This is a genomic window from Aeromonas sp. Y318-3, assembly GCF_027706185.1.
Taxonomy (GTDB): domain Bacteria; phylum Pseudomonadota; class Gammaproteobacteria; order Enterobacterales; family Aeromonadaceae; genus Aeromonas; species Aeromonas veronii.
Window position 1 is genome coordinate 1 of record NZ_JAPDCN010000021.1, and the last position, 16,410, is coordinate 16,410.

Annotated in this window: 13 protein-coding genes, 1 tRNA gene and 1 riboswitch; of the genes, 12 read left to right on the forward strand and 2 right to left on the reverse strand. The window is 59.9% G+C overall.

Annotation, left to right across the window (positions count from 1 at the left end):
- Window positions 1–114 precede the first annotated feature (114 nt).
- From OKB77_RS21110 to hemB, 12 genes are all read left to right on the forward strand, one after another.
- A tRNA-Thr gene (locus OKB77_RS21110) sits at window positions 115–190 on the forward strand.
- A 253-nt stretch (window positions 191–443) separates the two neighbouring features.
- Window positions 444–1,688 carry a cytosine permease gene (codB, locus tag OKB77_RS21115; RefSeq protein ID WP_265776525.1) on the forward strand — a complete coding sequence of 415 codons (1,245 nt, stop codon included), beginning with the start codon at window positions 444–446 and terminating at the stop codon, window positions 1,686–1,688.
- Entirely contained in the window at window positions 1,682–2,947 is a 1,266-nt protein-coding gene (locus tag OKB77_RS21120; RefSeq protein ID WP_265776524.1) for a cytosine deaminase, read from the forward strand. Before codB ends, OKB77_RS21120 begins: the two co-directional genes overlap by 7 nt.
- A 95-nt stretch (window positions 2,948–3,042) precedes the next feature.
- A complete protein-coding gene (crcB, locus tag OKB77_RS21125; protein WP_005339378.1) occupies window positions 3,043–3,420 on the forward strand; it encodes a fluoride efflux transporter CrcB in 378 nt (125 codons plus the stop codon).
- Between the two features lie 65 nt (window positions 3,421–3,485).
- Entirely contained in the window at window positions 3,486–4,238 is a 753-nt protein-coding gene (gene ubiE, locus OKB77_RS21130; protein WP_005342396.1) for a bifunctional demethylmenaquinone methyltransferase/2-methoxy-6-polyprenyl-1,4-benzoquinol methylase UbiE, read from the forward strand.
- 8 nt (window positions 4,239–4,246) lie between these two features.
- Entirely contained in the window at window positions 4,247–4,855 is a 609-nt protein-coding gene (locus OKB77_RS21135; RefSeq protein ID WP_064339051.1) for a ubiquinone biosynthesis accessory factor UbiJ, read from the forward strand.
- Window positions 4,855–6,495 (forward strand): ubiquinone biosynthesis regulatory protein kinase UbiB, encoded by a 1,641-nt coding sequence (gene ubiB / locus OKB77_RS21140; RefSeq protein WP_005339383.1) that lies wholly within the window; start codon window positions 4,855–4,857, stop codon window positions 6,493–6,495. The genes OKB77_RS21135 and ubiB overlap by 1 nt, the downstream gene beginning before the upstream one ends.
- A gap of 42 nt (window positions 6,496–6,537) precedes the next feature.
- Window positions 6,538–6,789: a Sec-independent protein translocase subunit TatA gene (gene tatA / locus OKB77_RS21145; RefSeq protein WP_005339385.1), complete on the forward strand. Its 252-nt coding sequence runs from the start codon at window positions 6,538–6,540 to the stop codon at window positions 6,787–6,789.
- 3 nt (window positions 6,790–6,792) lie between these two features.
- Window positions 6,793–7,257 (forward strand): Sec-independent protein translocase protein TatB, encoded by a 465-nt coding sequence (tatB, locus tag OKB77_RS21150; RefSeq protein WP_124930484.1) that lies wholly within the window; start codon window positions 6,793–6,795, stop codon window positions 7,255–7,257.
- Window positions 7,254–8,009, forward strand: coding sequence for a twin-arginine translocase subunit TatC (gene tatC, locus OKB77_RS21155; RefSeq protein ID WP_265776523.1), 756 nt, complete (start codon window positions 7,254–7,256; stop codon window positions 8,007–8,009). Before tatB ends, tatC begins: the two co-directional genes overlap by 4 nt.
- A 188-nt stretch (window positions 8,010–8,197) precedes the next feature.
- Entirely contained in the window at window positions 8,198–8,983 is a 786-nt protein-coding gene (locus OKB77_RS21160) for a TatD family hydrolase (RefSeq protein ID WP_064339048.1), read from the forward strand.
- Window positions 8,984–8,986: 3 nt separating this feature from the next.
- A complete protein-coding gene (gene hemB / locus OKB77_RS21165) occupies window positions 8,987–10,003 on the forward strand; it encodes a porphobilinogen synthase (protein ID WP_005357271.1) in 1,017 nt (338 codons plus the stop codon).
- Between the two features lie 83 nt (window positions 10,004–10,086).
- Here hemB and OKB77_RS21170 read toward each other — a convergent pair whose 3' ends face one another.
- On the reverse strand, window positions 10,087–13,593 hold the full coding sequence (locus OKB77_RS21170) for a hypothetical protein (protein WP_270818459.1): 3,507 nt from the start codon (window positions 13,591–13,593) through the stop codon (window positions 10,087–10,089).
- Between the two features lie 168 nt (window positions 13,594–13,761).
- On the reverse strand, window positions 13,762–15,951 hold the full coding sequence (locus OKB77_RS21175) for an immunoglobulin-like domain-containing protein (RefSeq protein ID WP_199416337.1): 2,190 nt from the start codon (window positions 15,949–15,951) through the stop codon (window positions 13,762–13,764).
- Between the two features lie 50 nt (window positions 15,952–16,001).
- Window positions 16,002–16,087, reverse strand: a riboswitch (cyclic di-GMP riboswitch).
- Between the last annotated feature and the right edge of the window lie 323 nt (window positions 16,088–16,410).

Consider the following 16,410-nt stretch of genomic DNA (forward strand, 5'->3'; position numbering starts at 1 on the left):
AGAAGTGAAACGCGGTAGCGCCGATGGTAGTGTGGCATTCGCCATGCGAGAGTAGGACACTGCCAGGCACCCAATTTCAAGATTACGCCCAGCGTGGTCTTTACCGGTTAGTGTGCTGATATGGCTCAGTCGGTAGAGCGCATCCTTGGTAAGGATGAGGTCCCCAGTTCGATTCTGGGTATCAGCACCATTAAATAGAAAGCCTCCCTGAAAAGGGAGGCTTTTTTGCATCTGTCAGTTTTCTTATATCCCCCTACATTCCCTATTCCCGCAACCCCCCTCTGCTTGCAGTCGACACAGTTTATCTGCTGATTTGAGTCCCGGTGTGTTACTCATTTGACTGCTATTGATGGTTTTATCCAGAGATTTAACCATGATTGATTGACGTAAAACGTTTTACATGTAAAATCCGGCGCGTTTTGCCTATTACGTGGAGAGAGAGCATGGCGCAGGATAACGAATACTGTTTGGGGGCGGTTCCCGCCAAGGGGCGCAAAGGTGTGCTGTCGCTGATGCTGGTGATGCTCGGCCTGACCTTCTTCTCTGCCAGCATGTGGACCGGTGGTGCGCTGGGCACCGGCTTGGTGTTCGATGATTTCATCAAGGCGGTACTGCTCGGCAATTTGCTGCTGGGGATCTACACTGCCTGTCTCGGTTATATCGGTGCTTCAACCGGTCTCTCTACCCATCTGTTGGCGCGCTACTCGTTTGGGGTGAAAGGTTCCTGGCTGCCGTCCCTGCTGCTGGGCGGTACTCAGGTCGGCTGGTTTGGCGTTGGCGTCGCCATGTTTGCGCTGCCGGTGCAGAAGGCGACCGGGATCGATGTGAACTGGCTGATCGCCATTTCGGGTATTTTAATGACGGTGACCGTCTACTTCGGGATCTCCGCCCTGATGGTACTGAGCTTTGTGGCCGTACCGGCCATTGCACTGCTCGGTGGTTACTCGGTCTGGCTGGCGGTAACCTCGACCGGTGGCATGGCGGCGTTGCAGCAGGTGCAACCAAGCAATCCCATCGAGTTCACCACGGCATTGACCATGGTGGTCGGTTCCTTTATCAGTGCAGGAACCCTGACCGCCGACTTTGTTCGGTTTGGTCGCAAACCCTGGGGCGCCGTCATGATTACCATGGTGGCGTTTTTTTTGGGCAACACTCTGATGTTCGTCTTTGGTGCAGCTGGTGCGGCTGTTACCGGTCAGGCTGATATCTCGGAAGTGATGCTGATGCAGGGGCTGCTGATCCCCGCCATTCTGGTGCTGGGCCTCAATATCTGGACCACCAACGACAACGCCCTCTACGCCTCCGGCCTCGGTTTTGCCAACATTACCGGTCTCAAGAGCAAGCCGCTCAGCGTGATCAACGGCCTCGTCGGTACCGCCTGTGCCCTCTGGCTCTATAACAACTTTGTCGGCTGGCTGGCCTTTTTGAGTACGGCAATTCCCCCGATTGGTGGCATTATCATCATGGATTTCCTGCTCAATCGTGAGCGTTACCGTCAATTTGCCGATCAGCAGTTCGAGACGGTGCGCTGGCAGGCGCTGGTCGCCATGGCAGTCGGGGTGGCTGTCGGCAAGTGGCTGCCGGGCATAGTGCCACTCAACGCGGTATTGGGCGCCGCCTTCACCTATTTCATTCTGGTTCGCCTCACCCAGCGGCCGGTTCTGGTACAGGAAGCTAACAAATGCTGATTCAACATATTCGTTTGGCCGATCGGGAAGGATTTTGGCAGATCCGCTGTCAGGATGGGGTCATCACCGCCATCGAACCCCATGACGAACATGCCGTCGCCGGTCGGGTGCTGGACGGGGAGGGCGGTCTGGCGATCGCTCCCTTTATCGAACCCCACATTCACCTCGATACCACCCAGACGGCGGGCGAGCCGAGCTGGAACCTCTCCGGCACTCTGTTCGAGGGGATCGAGCGCTGGGCCGAGCGCAAGGCGCTGCTGACCAATGAGGATGTGAAGCAGCGCGCCATCCAGACACTGAAGTGGCAGATCGCCAACGGCATCCAGTTTGTGCGTACTCACGTCGATGTCTCCGACCCCAATCTGGTGGCGCTCAAGGCGATGCTGGAGGTGCGGGAGGAGATGAAGGAGTGGGTGGAGCTGCAGATCGTCGCCTTCCCGCAGGAGGGGATCCTCTCCTACCCCAACGGCAAGGCACTGCTGGAGGAGGCGCTCAAGCTGGGGGCCGATGTGATCGGTGCTATTCCCCATTTCGAGTTTACCCGGGAATATGGGGTCGAAAGTCTGCATTACATCTTCGATCTTGCGGAGAAGTATCAGGTTCTGGTCGATGTGCACTGCGACGAGATCGATGACGAGCAGTCCCGCTTTATCGAGACGCTGGCAACCCTGGCCTACGAGCGGGGTATCGGCCATCGGGTGACGGCCAGTCACACCACCGCCATGCACTCCTACAACGGCGCTTATGCTTCCCGCCTGTTCCGGTTGCTCAAGATGGCAGACATCAACTTCGTGGCCAATCCGCTGGTGAACATTCACCTGCAGGGGCGGTTCGATACCTATCCCAAACGCCGCGGTATTACCCGGGTGAAGGAGATGCTGGAGGCGAACATCAATGTCTGCTTCGGTCACGACGACGTGTTCGATCCCTGGTACCCCATGGGCACTGCCAACATGTTGCAGGTGCTGCACATGGGGCTGCATGTCTGCCAGATCATGGGTTACGAGCAGATCAACGACGGTCTGAAGCTGATCAGCAGCCACAGCGCCCGCACCCTGAATGTGCGGGATCGCTATGGTATCGAGGTGGGCAAACCGGCCAACCTGTTGATCCTGCCTGCCGAGAACGGCTTCGATGCGGTGCGCCGTCAGGTGCCAGTGCGTTATTCAATTCGTCACGGTAAGGTGATTGCCCAGACCCGCCCGGCCCAGACCGAAATCGTGCTGGGTCAGCCCGAGCCCATCGATTTTCGCCGCTGAGATTTCAAGCAGGCTGGATGTCGATTAGTTCCGCCTCTGGGCACAAGGGCCGCCATTGCGACATAATGGCGGCCTGACCCTGAGGGAGTGACACCATGCAAACCTGGTTCTATGTTGCTGCAGGGGGCGCCATCGGCGCCTGCCTTCGTTTTGGAATTGCCGAACTGATGGCCTTGCTGCTGGGGCGCCACTTTCCTTACGGGACTCTGGTGGTCAACGTGGTGGGCTCTTTCATCATGGGGGTGGCGTTCGCCCTCATCAGTCATGGTCATGTGGTAGAACACCCGATGAAGCCGCTGCTGATGGTGGGGATCCTCGGTGCCCTGACCACGTTTTCTTCCTTTGCCCTCGATACGGTCGTGCTGGCTCAACATGGGGCCTATCTGAAAGCGCTGCTCAACATCGGTCTCAACCTCTTCCTCTGTCTGGCCATGGTGGTGCTGGGCATGCAGTTGGTTGCGAGCCGGGTTTAAGGTGTCCGGACGCCAGTGGCTCTGGTAAACTGGCGGCCATTCTTTGCTCTATGGGTGTTTAAGGGATGTCAGAACAAGCAACGACAACGCATTTTGGCTTTAAAACCGTGGCCGCGACCGAGAAGGAAACTCTGGTAGCAGGTGTCTTCCATTCGGTGGCAGCCAAGTATGATCTGATGAACGATCTGATGTCGTTCGGCATCCACCGCCTGTGGAAGCGCTTCACCATCGACTGTTCCGGTGTGCGCAAGGGCCAGAAGGTGCTGGATCTGGCCGGTGGTACCGGTGACTTGACCGCCAAGTTCTCCCGCATCGTCGGCGAGACCGGTCAGGTGGTGCTGGCGGATATCAACGACTCCATGCTGAAAGTGGGCCGCGACAAGCTGCGCAATCTGGGGGTCGCCAACAACGTCTCCTACGTGCAGGCCAATGCCGAGGCGCTCCCCTTCCCGGATAACCACTTCGACGTGATTACCATCGGCTTCGGCCTGCGCAACGTCACCGACAAGGACAAGGCGCTCGCCTCCATGTTCCGCGTGCTCAAGCCGGGTGGCCGTCTGCTGGTGCTGGAGTTCTCCAAGCCGGTCAGCGAAGTGATCGCCAAGCTCTATGACCTCTACTCCTTCAAACTGCTGCCGAAAATGGGCGAAATCGTCGCGAACGACAGTGAAAGCTACAAATATCTGGCAGAGTCCATCCGCATGCACCCGGATCAGCAGACCCTGGCTGGCATGATGGAAAATGTCGGTTTCGAGCAGGTGGAATACTTCAATCTGACTCAGGGTGTGGTCGCCCTGCACCGCGGTTACAAGTTTTAAGGTTGCCTATGCCGATGGATGCCATGGTCACCGCGGTGATCGAAACCAGCCTCAACCAGTTGCTGGCGCTGGACAAACAGAGTCCGGAGCGGCTGCGCAAACTGGTGGGCAAGGTGCTCAAGCTGGAGCTGCGTGAACTCAAGCCGCTCTGGTTCGTCTTCTCCGAGCGTCGGCTGGATGTGCTGGCCCAGCATGAAGGGGAGGCCGATGCGGTGCTCAGCCTGTCGCTGACCGCCCTCGGTCTGCTGAAAGACCCGTCCGCTCTGACCCGCTATATCCGCGAGGAGAAGCTGGATCTGAGCGGTGATCCCCAGCTGGTACAGGCATTCAGCCTGCTGCTGGGTGAGCTGGATATCGACTGGGAGGAGGAGCTGTCGCGCTATACCGGCGATGTGCTGGCCCACACCCTGTTCAGCGGTGCCCGTCAGGCGCGTCGCCTGGTCGGTCGCGAGCTGTGCCGCACCCGCAGCCAGCTGGCGGAATATCTGACCGAAGAGGCCCGCCTCGCTCCCGGCCCGCTGGAAGTGGCGAGTTTCAACGATGACGTCGAGGTGCTGGCCCAGCAGCTCAAGGCCGTCGAACTGCGGCTGGCCCGCTTCGAACAGCAGGTGACCTGATGACCCCGAAGGAGTTCAAACGCCTCTATCGCATCATCACCATCCTGCTGGAGCAGGGCATCGACGAACTGGTGCCCGCCCGCTATCAACCCTGGCCGGGTCGTCTGGCCCGTCGCTCCCTGTTCTGGCTCAAGAACAAACAACCGGATCTCAGCCGCGGTGCCCGCATTCGCCTCGCCTTCGAGGCTCTGGGCCCCATCTTCATCAAGTTTGGCCAGATGCTTTCGACCCGCCGCGACCTGCTGCCGCCGGATATCGCCGAGGAGCTGGCTCTGCTGCAGGACAGGGTGCCCCCCTTCTGTGGTCAGGCGGCGCGCCAGCAAATCGAGCTGAGCCTGGGTTGTCCCATCGAAACCCTGTTTGACGACTTCGACGAGACGCCGCTGGCGTCGGCTTCCATCGCCCAGGTGCATACCGCCCGCTTGAAGGAGAGTGGCCGCGAGATCGTCATCAAGGTGATCCGCCCCGATATCGAGCCAGTCATCGAGGCCGACCTGCGACTGATGCAGGCGCTGGCCCGTCTGGTGGCCCGCTTCGTGCCCCAGAGCGCGCGACTGCGCCCCATCGAGGTGGTGGAGGAGTATCGCAAGACTATCCTCGACGAGCTCAATCTGATGCGTGAAGCGGCCAATGCCATCCAGCTACGCCGCAATTTCACCGGCTCAGAGGCGCTCTATGTGCCTGAAATCATTACCGACCTCTGCCGCGAGCAGGTGCTGGTGATGGAGCGCATCTACGGTATTCCGGTCTCCGACATTCCAGCGCTGGAAGCCAACGGCACCAATATGAAGCTGCTGGCCGAGCGCGGGGTGGAGGTCTTCTTCACCCAGGTGTTCCGCGACAGCTTCTTCCACGCCGATATGCATCCGGGCAACATCTTCGTCTCTTACGAACATCCGGAAAACCCGCTCTGGATCGGCATCGACTGCGGCATCGTCGGTACCCTCAACCGGGAAGACAAACGCTATCTGGCGGAGAACTTCCTCGCCTTCTTCAACCGAGACTATCGTCGGGTGGCGGAGCTGCACGTGGAGTCGGGCTGGGTACCGGCAGACACCAAGGTGGACGAGTTCGAGTTTGCCATCCGCACCGTGCTGGAGCCCATCTTCGAGAAGCCGCTCTCCGAGATCTCGTTCGGTCATGTGCTGCTCAACCTGTTCAACACCGCACGTCGCTTCCATATGACGGTGCAGCCGCAGCTGGTGCTGCTGCAAAAGACCCTACTCTATGTGGAAGGGTTGGGGCGTCAGCTCTACCCGCAGCTCGATTTGTGGCAGACCGCCAAGCCGTTCCTCGAGAACTGGATGCACGAACAGGTCGGGCCCAAGTCGGTATTGAACGCCATCAAGGAGAAGGCGCCATTCTGGGCGGAGAAGCTGCCGGAGCTGCCGGAGCTGGTCTATGAGACTCTGCGCCAGACCCGTCATCAGCAGCGTCATTTCGACCAGATGTTTGCCGAGTTCCGCCGTCACAGCCGTCGGCAGGGGCAGGCCCGCTACCTCTTAGGGGTTGGAGCCAGCCTGCTATTGGCGGGTGTATTCTTGCTGACCCAAAAACAACACATTGAGTGGGGACAAGCCAGTCTCGCCGGTGCAGCCCTCTGCTGGCTGGTCGGCTGGTTGCGAACCCGTTCCCATTAATCAACAACCGCGCCGTCAGGCGCCTGTTCTGGAGAGAAAATCATGGGTGGTATCAGTATTTGGCAATTGTTGATCATTGCAGTCATCGTCGTGCTGCTGTTCGGTACCAAGAAACTGCGCGGCATTGGCGGTGATCTGGGCGCGGCGGTCAAAGGGTTCAAGAAAGCCCTCTCCGACGAGCCGGCTGATGCCAAGGCCGAGCAGAAAGATGCCGAGTTTCCCCCGAAACAGCTGAACGAAGCGGCCACTCAGAGCAGTGAGACCGCCAAGCAGAAAGACAAAGACCAGGCCTAAGCCATGTTCGATATCGGTTTTTGGGAGCTGGTCGTTATCGGTGTGGTAGCACTGGTGGTACTGGGGCCCGAGCGGCTGCCGGTTGCCATCCGCACGGCTACCCACTGGATCCGCCTCATTCGTTCGACCGCGAACTCGGTCAAGTCCGAGCTGGAGCAGGAGCTCAAGTTGCAAGAGCTGCATAACGACCTCAAGAAGGCCGAACAGTTGCAGATGAGCAACCTGAGCCCCGAGCTGCAGGAGTCCATCGAACAGCTCAAGGCGGCGGCCCAGTCGGTCAATCGCCCCTATCAGGTGGAGAACGAGATCCGTCCGCCGCGCCCCGAGCCGGTCGCCCAGGCTGAGCCTGTCACGCCGGTGGAGCCTGCGGTGCAGCTGAGCCACGACGTGCCACCGGTCAATAGCCAGCGGGAGAGCGAGCCGGTGCCGGTCAGCGACTCCACAGTAAAAGGGGAGGTGAAGCCATGAGTCAGGCCGAACAACCCCTGATCAGCCATCTGGTTGAGCTGAGAACCCGTTTGCTGCGCTCCATTACCGCCATCCTCGTGGTGTTTCTGGCGCTGATCTACTTCTCCAACAACATCTACGACTTCGTGGCCCAGCCGCTGCTCAGCCAGTTGCCGGAAGGGACCAGCATGATCGCGACGGATGTGGCGACCCCCTTCCTGACGCCGATCAAGCTGACCCTGGTGGTCTCCTTCTTCGTGGCGATCCCCTATCTGCTCTATCAGGCCTGGGCCTTTATCGCCCCCGGTCTGTACCAGCATGAGCGGCGCCTGATCATGCCGCTGGTGGTCTCCAGTGCATTGCTGTTCTATGCGGGGATGGCGTTCGCCTACTACGTGGTGTTCCCGCTGGTGTTCGGTTTCTTCACCAGTACCGCACCCGCCGGGGTGACGGTGGCGACCGACATCGCCAGCTATCTGGACTTCGTACTGACCCTGTTCTTCGCGTTCGGGGTGGCGTTCGAAATTCCGGTGGCGACCATACTGCTCTGCTGGACCGGCGTGACCACACCGCAAAACCTGAAGGAGAAACGTCCCTACGTCGTCGTCGGGGTGTTTGTGGTCGGCATGCTGCTGACGCCGCCTGATGTCTTCTCCCAGACCCTGCTCGCCATTCCGATGTGGGCGCTGTGGGAGATAGGTCTGTTCTTCGCCCGCTTCTACGTGAAGAAAGAGGATGAAGAGCGACAGGAACAACCGGATGTGGAGAGCTGAGGCTCTGTTCGTCACCTGTTTGCCGGACGGCGAGAGGATGACGAAGTCCGCAGGAATAGCAGAACGAGGGGAGCTGAGGCTCCCTTCCTCTTTTCATGCTCCCGTTCGAGGCGTATGGTAAGACCCCATTCGGTAGATGGTTTTCAAATACCTGATATGTATTCCTTTTGTTCGGAACGTCTCATTCCATGATCGATATCGGTTTAAACCTGACCAGCAGCCAGTTCGCCGGTGAACAGCCTGAGCTGGTGGCCCGTGCCCGCGCCGCCGGAGTGGAAGCGCTGATCCTCACCGGTACCGATCTGGCTGGTAGCCGCGAGAGCGCCGGGTTGGCCGCCCGCTGGCCGGGCTACTGCTTCTCCACCGCCGGGGTACACCCTCACGATGCCAAGAGTGTCGATGAGGTGACCCTGCCCGCCTTGCGCGAGCTGGCAGCCTTGTCGCAGGTGGTGGCTATCGGCGAATGCGGCCTCGACTACAACCGCGACTTCTCCCCCCGTCCGGTGCAGGATGCGGTATTCGACGCCCAGCTGGCACTGGCCGCCGAGCTCGGGATGCCGGTGTTTCTGCATTGTCGCGATGCCCACGCCCGTTTTATCGAGATCCTCCGTCCCTGGTTGCCGAAACTACCGGGAGCCGTGCTGCACTGCTTCACCGGTTCCGACGAGGAGCTGGACGAGTGTCTGGCGCTGGGGCTGCATATCGGGGTGACCGGCTGGCTCTGCGACGAGCGCCGTGGTCAGCTGCTGCGCGAACAGGTGGCTCGCATTCCGGCCGGTCGGCTGATGATCGAGACCGATGCCCCCTATCTGGTGCCGCGGGATCTGAAACCGCGCCCGAAACGCAACGAACCTGCTTTTTTGCCGCACATCGCCCAGGTGGTGGCGGCCTGTCGTGGTGAAGCGCCCGAGGCCTTGCTGGCCCATACCCGGGCCACCTCCGCCGCGTTCTTCCAACTTCCTCTCCAGGAGTGATTCATGGCTACAACTCTTCCGGGCGCCTTTCCGGGCCGCCGCCTGCGCCGTCTGCGCAAACATGATTTCAGCCGTCGTCTGGTGCGCGAGAACGTACTGACCGTCAACGATCTCATCTATCCGGTGTTTGTGCTGGAGGGGGAGAACCGTCGGGAAGCCGTTCCCTCCATGCCGGGGGTTGAGCGTCTCTCCATCGATCTGCTGTTGGAAGAGGCTGCCGAGCTGGTGGAGCTGGGCGTGCCCGCTATCGCCCTGTTCCCGGTGACTCCGCTGGAGAGCAAGAGCCTGATGGCGGAAGAGGCCTACAACCCGAACGGGCTGGCCCAGCGCACCGTGCGTGCCCTCAAGGCCCGCTTCCCGGAGCTCGGGGTCATCACCGACGTGGCGCTCGATCCGTTCACCACCCACGGGCAGGACGGCATCATCGATGACGAAGGCTATGTGCTGAACGACATCACCACCGAGATCCTGATCAAGCAGGCGCTCTCCCACGCCGAAGCCGGGGTCGATATAGTCGCGCCGTCCGACATGATGGATGGCCGCATCGGCGCCATCCGCGCGGCGCTGGAAGAGAACGGTTTCATCAACACCCAGATCATGGCCTACTCCGCCAAGTACGCTTCCTGCTACTACGGCCCGTTCCGTGATGCGGTCGGTTCTGCCGGCAACCTCGGCAAGAGCAACAAGGCTACCTATCAGATGGATCCGGCCAACAGTAACGAAGCCCTGCACGAAGTGGCGCTGGATATTCAGGAAGGGGCCGACAGCGTGATGGTCAAGCCGGGTATGCCCTATCTGGACGTGGTTCGTCAGGTGAAGGATCAGTTCGGCGTGCCGACCTTCGCCTATCAGGTGAGCGGCGAGTACGCCATGCACATGGCAGCGATCCAGAACGGCTGGCTGAAAGAGAAGGAGACCATCATGGAGTCCCTGCTCTGCTTCAAGCGGGCCGGGGCCGATGGCATCCTCACCTACTTCGCCAAGCGCGTGGCGCAGTGGTTGAAGGAAGATGCCCGTTAAGCCGGGTTGAAGAGATAAACGAGAGGGGGAGCCGATGGCTCCCCCTCTGTCGTTATGGCTCTCTTTTGGTCACGAGCGGCTGATTACAGCTTGATCCAGGCATCACTCCAGTGGCTGCCGGTACCCGGCGCATAGTGGCTGGTCGAGCCGCCACACCAGCCACTGTAGGGCCAGGGTTTGCACTCGTAGTCGCCACCGGCATTGCTGACCCGTTCTCCACTCTGGTAAGCGGTGCCCGCAACATAGGCCGGGTAGCTGCCGTTACCACCGTCACTGTCACCACCCGGAGCCTGTTCCACCAACGTCAGGGTGAAGCGGCGCTCGAAGCCCTGCTTGCTCCCCTCAGCCATGCCCGCCAGCAACAGCTCGTAACTGCCGGCCGCAAGGCCCGGCTGCGTCAGCTGCAGGGAACCCTGACCATCGATCAGGGCGCTGCCGGTGGCGACCGGATTGCCATCCTGCAACAGGGTCGCGGTGATGGTCACCGGGTTGGCGGTGGTCAGCGTCAGGCCCAGATTGAGCGCGCCGTTAACGATGGAATATTCAGACGCCAGGTCGGTGACGGTGAAGTCACTGCTGCTACCGGTAGTGGGCAGGATGAAGTCTCCGCTCAGGTAGGTCAGACCGGTCCAGCCGGAGCTGGTCAGCCAGTGCTTGCCATTGGTCTGATAGACGTTGGGCAACTGGGTGCACTGGTTGTTGTCATTGACGAAGCCGATACCGTAAAAGCCCGCCACATTCTTGTAGCAGAGCTGGCGACCATTCTGGTGCAGCACTGGCTGATCCAGCTTGCCCTTGTGGTGGAGTGACAGCCAGTCAAACTGGTTGATGGCCGAGACCAGCGGCACAAACTGGCCATCGGGCTGACGATAACGGATCAGGGATCCGGCATCACAGAGCAGACCATCAGCCCGCTGTTCGACGTATCCGTAGTACTGCTCGCCATCCTGGAAGGTGAACCGGCAGAGATTGCCTTTCTCCGGCTCCTTGGGGATCCAGCCCATCAGCAGTCGCTCCTGATTGTTCAGGGCCGCCAGCTGCCCGGCACTGAAGTCGCTGCCGTTGGCTACCCAGCCTTGCGGCATGGTGGAGAATTGCATGAAGTAGTGGTCGGTATAGTACATGTGGCTGTCAGCGCGGTGCTTGCGAGCCCCCTGGCTGACCGAGTTGTAGCGATAGATGTCGTTTTCCGGCTTGTGGAAGCCATTGAGGTCATCGTCCAGATAGGGCAGGTCGCCCTTGCGGATATGGTAGTTGGCCATACCCGTCATCAGCGGATGCCAGCCGTGGCTGCCACGGGCAAACGCGCTCTCATGGCTGTAGGACTTCCCATCGAAGCCGTGGCCAAATTCGTGGGCAATGATGCCCCAGCCGCCGTAGTAGTGGCTGACAAAGTTAAAGGTATCGACCCCGGTGATGCCACCACTCCCGAGCCCGCCCCCCATGGCGGTGATCCCCAGGTTGAGGTAGGGGCGCTTCATCAGGCTGTGGTAGTAGTAGTCATAATCGGCGGCCGTAAAGATGCCGTTCGGCACATAGCTGTTGCCGCCATTGCCGAACATCTCGTAGCCGTTCACCGCCTTGAAGTTGTACCAGACGTGCCTGAACTCCTCGGTCGAGACCATGTAGGCCAGGTTGGTGGCGATGATCAGCCATTCGCGAGCGTAGAGGGCATTGATGGGGCGCCAGGAGCCGCTGGTGTTGGTGGCGAAGCGCACGTTCCAGCTTGGCTTGAGGCGTGCCAGCTTCTGGGCAAACGGATCCGAGTTGGAGCTGAACCTGTGCTCGAACTGGGCAGGCAGATTGATGCTGTTGTCGAGCAGGTTGTTGAGATCAAACACGCCATCGCGGCTGGCGCTGTTGAAGCGTCCCTGCTCGCCAAAGGCGCTCAGTGGCAGGGTGATTTGGGCATAGGCGGGCAGGCGATCGAGCTGGCCCAGGATCAGCCACTTGTTGATACCGTTCAGGCGTGACTCGATATTGATGTCATGCAGCTCTCTGGCGGCATAGTTGGTGATGCGCACCGTGTCGTTATCAAGCAGCTCGGTCTTGACCAGCGAATTGATGTTGACCGAACGCTGGGCGCGATCGATCAGCACCTCGTAGGGTTCGTCATTGCGCAGTATGTAGCTGACTGCGGCCGGCATCAGCTGATCGAAGATCAGCGGGCGAGCCGGCAACTGCTCGTCGGCCGTGAAGCTGATCTCCTTGCTCAGCAGCTGGTTGAAACCCAGGCCACGCTCGTTGGCGGTGACAAGCGCCGAGCCCGCCAGCTGGAGATCTTTCAGCGCCGCCACGGGCTGCTGGTTGATCTCCCGAACACTAAAGGTCGGGTTCTTGAACTGAAAGTCGTTGGCGATCAGGGTATCGGCATCATGCCACTCGATGCGGTCCTTGAAGTTCACCACCAGCCGATCGCCATCCATGTCGATTTTTTGCAGATTGCTGTCGGCGATCACCTGCTCAGGCGCCAGCGGGGTGTTGCTGGCGATGGCATCAGCCAGTTTGCGCAGGTCATAGATGTAGTAGTTTTTGCCTGCGGTGTGGGCCAGGAGATAGTCACCCACCTGATGGAGTTGCACCAGACGGTGGCTGTATTTTCCTTCAAAGGCGAGCCGACCGGCGATGGGGGTTTTGAGGCTGTTCTCCGGCGTCACATCCTGCTGGCGGTAGACCTTGATCTCGCTCAGCGCATCGGCCACCAGCACGTAATCCTGATTGGCAAAGACGGCCTGGGCGCGGTGCAGGCTGTTGCTGCCGGAATCCCGACCGGTTCCCAGGGTGGTGACATGGCGATGCTCGTCGGCCAGATCGAAGATATCGACCCGGTGCGAGTAGCGCGAGACCACGTAGAGCAGGTTGTTGCGGACAAACAGTTCGCTGACCTGGTTGTAGGCCGTGGCACTGCCGGTTTCGGTACCGCGGATCTCGCCAATCTGCTGGCGGCTCGGGATATCGATAATGGCCACATGGCCCGGATTGCCGTTCTGGCTGACATAGAGCCGATCCTGATAGCGCTCGACCGCCGTAATCAAGCTGGCGTCCAGCCCCAGCTGGTCGGCCGTCAGCTCCTCGCCTTTGTCCAGATATTGCAGCGAGGTGGCAAACGAGTTGACGCTGCAGGAGCTGGTCTCCATCACCACCCGGGTGCGTTCGCCATTCTGGATCTGGCCGTGGGGGAAGTACTCCAGCAGACAGCCGTTGCCGTAGTCATAGTTGCCAAAGCGTTTGTTGACCGCTACGACCCCACCGTCGTACCAGGTCAGCTCCCACTCCTCATCGAAGAAATCAAAGACGTTACGAATGGCTGTTTCGTCGAAAAAGTGGGGTTTGGGCAGATCGAACAGGATGTGGTTATCCGCCGTCAGCGGGTAGAGCAGGCCGTTGATGGCAAGGTGGCGCTTGCCATCCTTGATGATCACGTTCTGCTCGTCAGCCGCGTTCTGATGCAGCGCGGCGAGGCGCGCCGTCATCTGTTCGTAGTGCTCCTGATAGGTTTGTTTGAAATAGGCTTGTTCGCGCTCATCGGCCACGACATGGGCCGACAGCAGCAGTCCGAGCAGGGTGGCAAGCTTGGTGGTTCTTGGCATGGTGATTTCCTTATCTTGGTTGTTGTTGGACGTTTTTTGGTGCTTGGCAAGCATGTAAAAGAGAGGGGCTAACCCGTCCGGGTCAGTGCATCCTGCCCATCTGCAGCGTGGCCGACGGGCAGGATATGGGCGGGGGCCTGTCGGCCCCCGTTAGTGGTTGGGGCAAGGTCAGAGCTTGATCCAGGCATCGCTCCAGGCAGAGCCGGTACCCGGTGCATAATGGCTGGTCGAGCCGCCACACCAGCCGCTGTAGGGCCAGGGTTTGCACTCGTAGTTGCCACCGGCATTGCTGACCCGATCACCGGACTGATAGCCGGTGTTGGGGGCGTAGGCCGGGTAGTCACCTTCGCCACCCCCGCTGTTCTCTTCGGTCAGCGCAACCGGGAAGCGCTGTACCACCGGCTGCTGGCCGTCAGCCAGACCGGTGATGACCACTTCGTAGCTGCCATCGGTGACGTTGCTGCCCTGTAGTACCAGGGTACTGGTGCCGTTCACCTGGCTGCTGGTGGTGCCGTGGCTGTGGCCGCTCTGCTCCAGAGTCGCGGTGATCTGTACCGGGTTGGCGGTGGTCAGGTTGAAGCGGATGCTGACCTGACCGTTGACTATGGTGTACTCGCTCGCCATGGCGCTGACGGTGAAGTCGCTGCTGCCTTCGGCGGGTGGCGTTGTGCCGCCGCAGTCGCTGTCGCCCTGTACGCGCCAGACGCCCCAGTCACCCGTGGTGCCCGGCTCTTCGTTCTGGGTCCACCAGCCTGCCAGCCAGTTCTTGCCGTTGTGGCTGACGATGTCGCCACCCACGTAGACCTTCTTGGCATCCCAGCTGTTTTCACAGACGGCGCCCTGCTCCCTGACGGTCACGTTGCGCTGCTGGGTTACCTGCTGACCGGCGCTGTCGCTCACCTGATAGGTAAGGGTGTAGCGGCCGACCTTGCTGCTATCGACGTTGCCGCTGACCTTGATTTGGGCGGTCAGGTCGCCATCTTCTTCATCATGGGCGCTGACGCCGGTCATCGGATCGAAAGCGGTACCCAGCTCCAGCGTGGTGTCGGTGACACCGCTGAACACCGGCTTCATGCTGTAGACCTCGATGGTACGTACCTGCTCGGTGACGTTGTTGTCGCGATCGCTCACCTTGTAGGTGAGGGGGTAGAGGCCGATGCGCTGGCTGTCTACCGAGCCTTCTACCTGGATCTGGCCAGTCAGGTCGCCATCTTCCTTGTCGTTGGCGCTGACACCGGCCAGCGGATCAAAGGCGGTACCCTGCTTGATGCGGGTATCGCTCAGGCCGCTGAACACCGGCTTGCCGTTGTCGACCGGCGGCGTGATCTCCTGATCGTGGATGAAGGGGCCGTAGCTCTTGATGAAGGATTCGTTGTAGGACTGACCGGCGGCGTTGCGGCCCATGTCCCAGTTGATGGACCAGGTCATCACGCCACGCAGCGGTTGCCCCTCGCTCTTCAGGCGGTTGAAGGCGTTGTAGAGCTTCTGCGGATCCTGCACATAGCCGGTGGCGGCGGCGTCGATGTTGGTCGGAATGCCGAACACCAGCTTGTCATGGGGGATCTTGTAGAAGCCGCGGGTTCCGTTGCTCAGCGAATCCGCCATGTAGTAGATGAACTCTTCTTTCAGGGCATCGTTGTTCTGGGCAATCCAGCCGATCCCATCGATGTAGATACCGTCACCACCCTGGTTGTAGAACTGGGGGTTGATCCAGTCGTAGTAGCCTTCCAGATTGCGGATATAGGGGATGTAGGCGCCAGTCTGGGTCAGATAGGGGAACTCCGGCGCCATGGTGATGAGGAAGTTTTTCCCCTGGGCGCGGTAGTGATCCTTGACCAGACGCAGGGCCGCCGGGATCACGGTCTGGTTGTTGGCGGCAGTGATGGCGGACTGCTCCAGATCGATGTCCAGGCCGTCGAATCCATAGGTTTCCACCAGACGGATGATCTCGTCGGCGAAGGCCTGCTCCTGACCGGTACGCAGCTCGATGTGCGCATCGGCACCGCCCAGCGCCAGCAGCACGGAACGGCCCTGACGGTTCAGCTCGGCAATCTGCTCGATAAACTGGCTTTCGCTCATGCCGATGGCCGGGTCGAGTTTGAAGGTGGGGATGGGATCGCTGCCATACACCTTCATGAAGGAGACATCGACCACGTTGTATTGCGGGTTGGCCTGATCGAGCTTGACGCAGGGGGCGATACCGCCCTTGTAGCCCGAACCGTCACACCAGTTGTGCCAGTAGCCGACCACCACGCCGGACTGGGGGTTGACCATCGCCTGACCGGCACTGGCGGCATATGCCATGGGGGCGCCCATGCCGAGCAGGCAGCCAAGCAGGGATAATTTGAGTTTGTTCATCGTCTCTCCGTACGGTGCAGATGGGGCGTCGGTTGTGACCGGACGTCCCCGGGGGCAGCCCCGCTGTCATAGGTGTTTTCCCTTAGACCGGTGGCTTTGCGTCGCGCCCTTTCGGGTCACTTTGCCTTTTTCACCCGATTTCTGTGCAGCACAGAGAATCAAGTGACCTGCATGGCAGGTTGCCTATGATAGATGCTTGAAAATAAATTAATCAATAGTTGGTTTTGATTCTAATTGACTGAAAAATATTGATAATTTGTTACAGCTACCACACTTTGTCCGTTTCCATGATTGAGCATGACGGTACTTGGCTGGCAGCTGTGGCGCCGGTAAATGGCGACTTTTTGCCCCTTGAAAGTAGCGGTAAGAGCAAAAAAAGGCCCACAGATTCATTCTGTTACTGGCTGTTGATAGCAAAACTGCAGCAACGGCAGAGATCCGGGTCGCAATGGCTGGAAA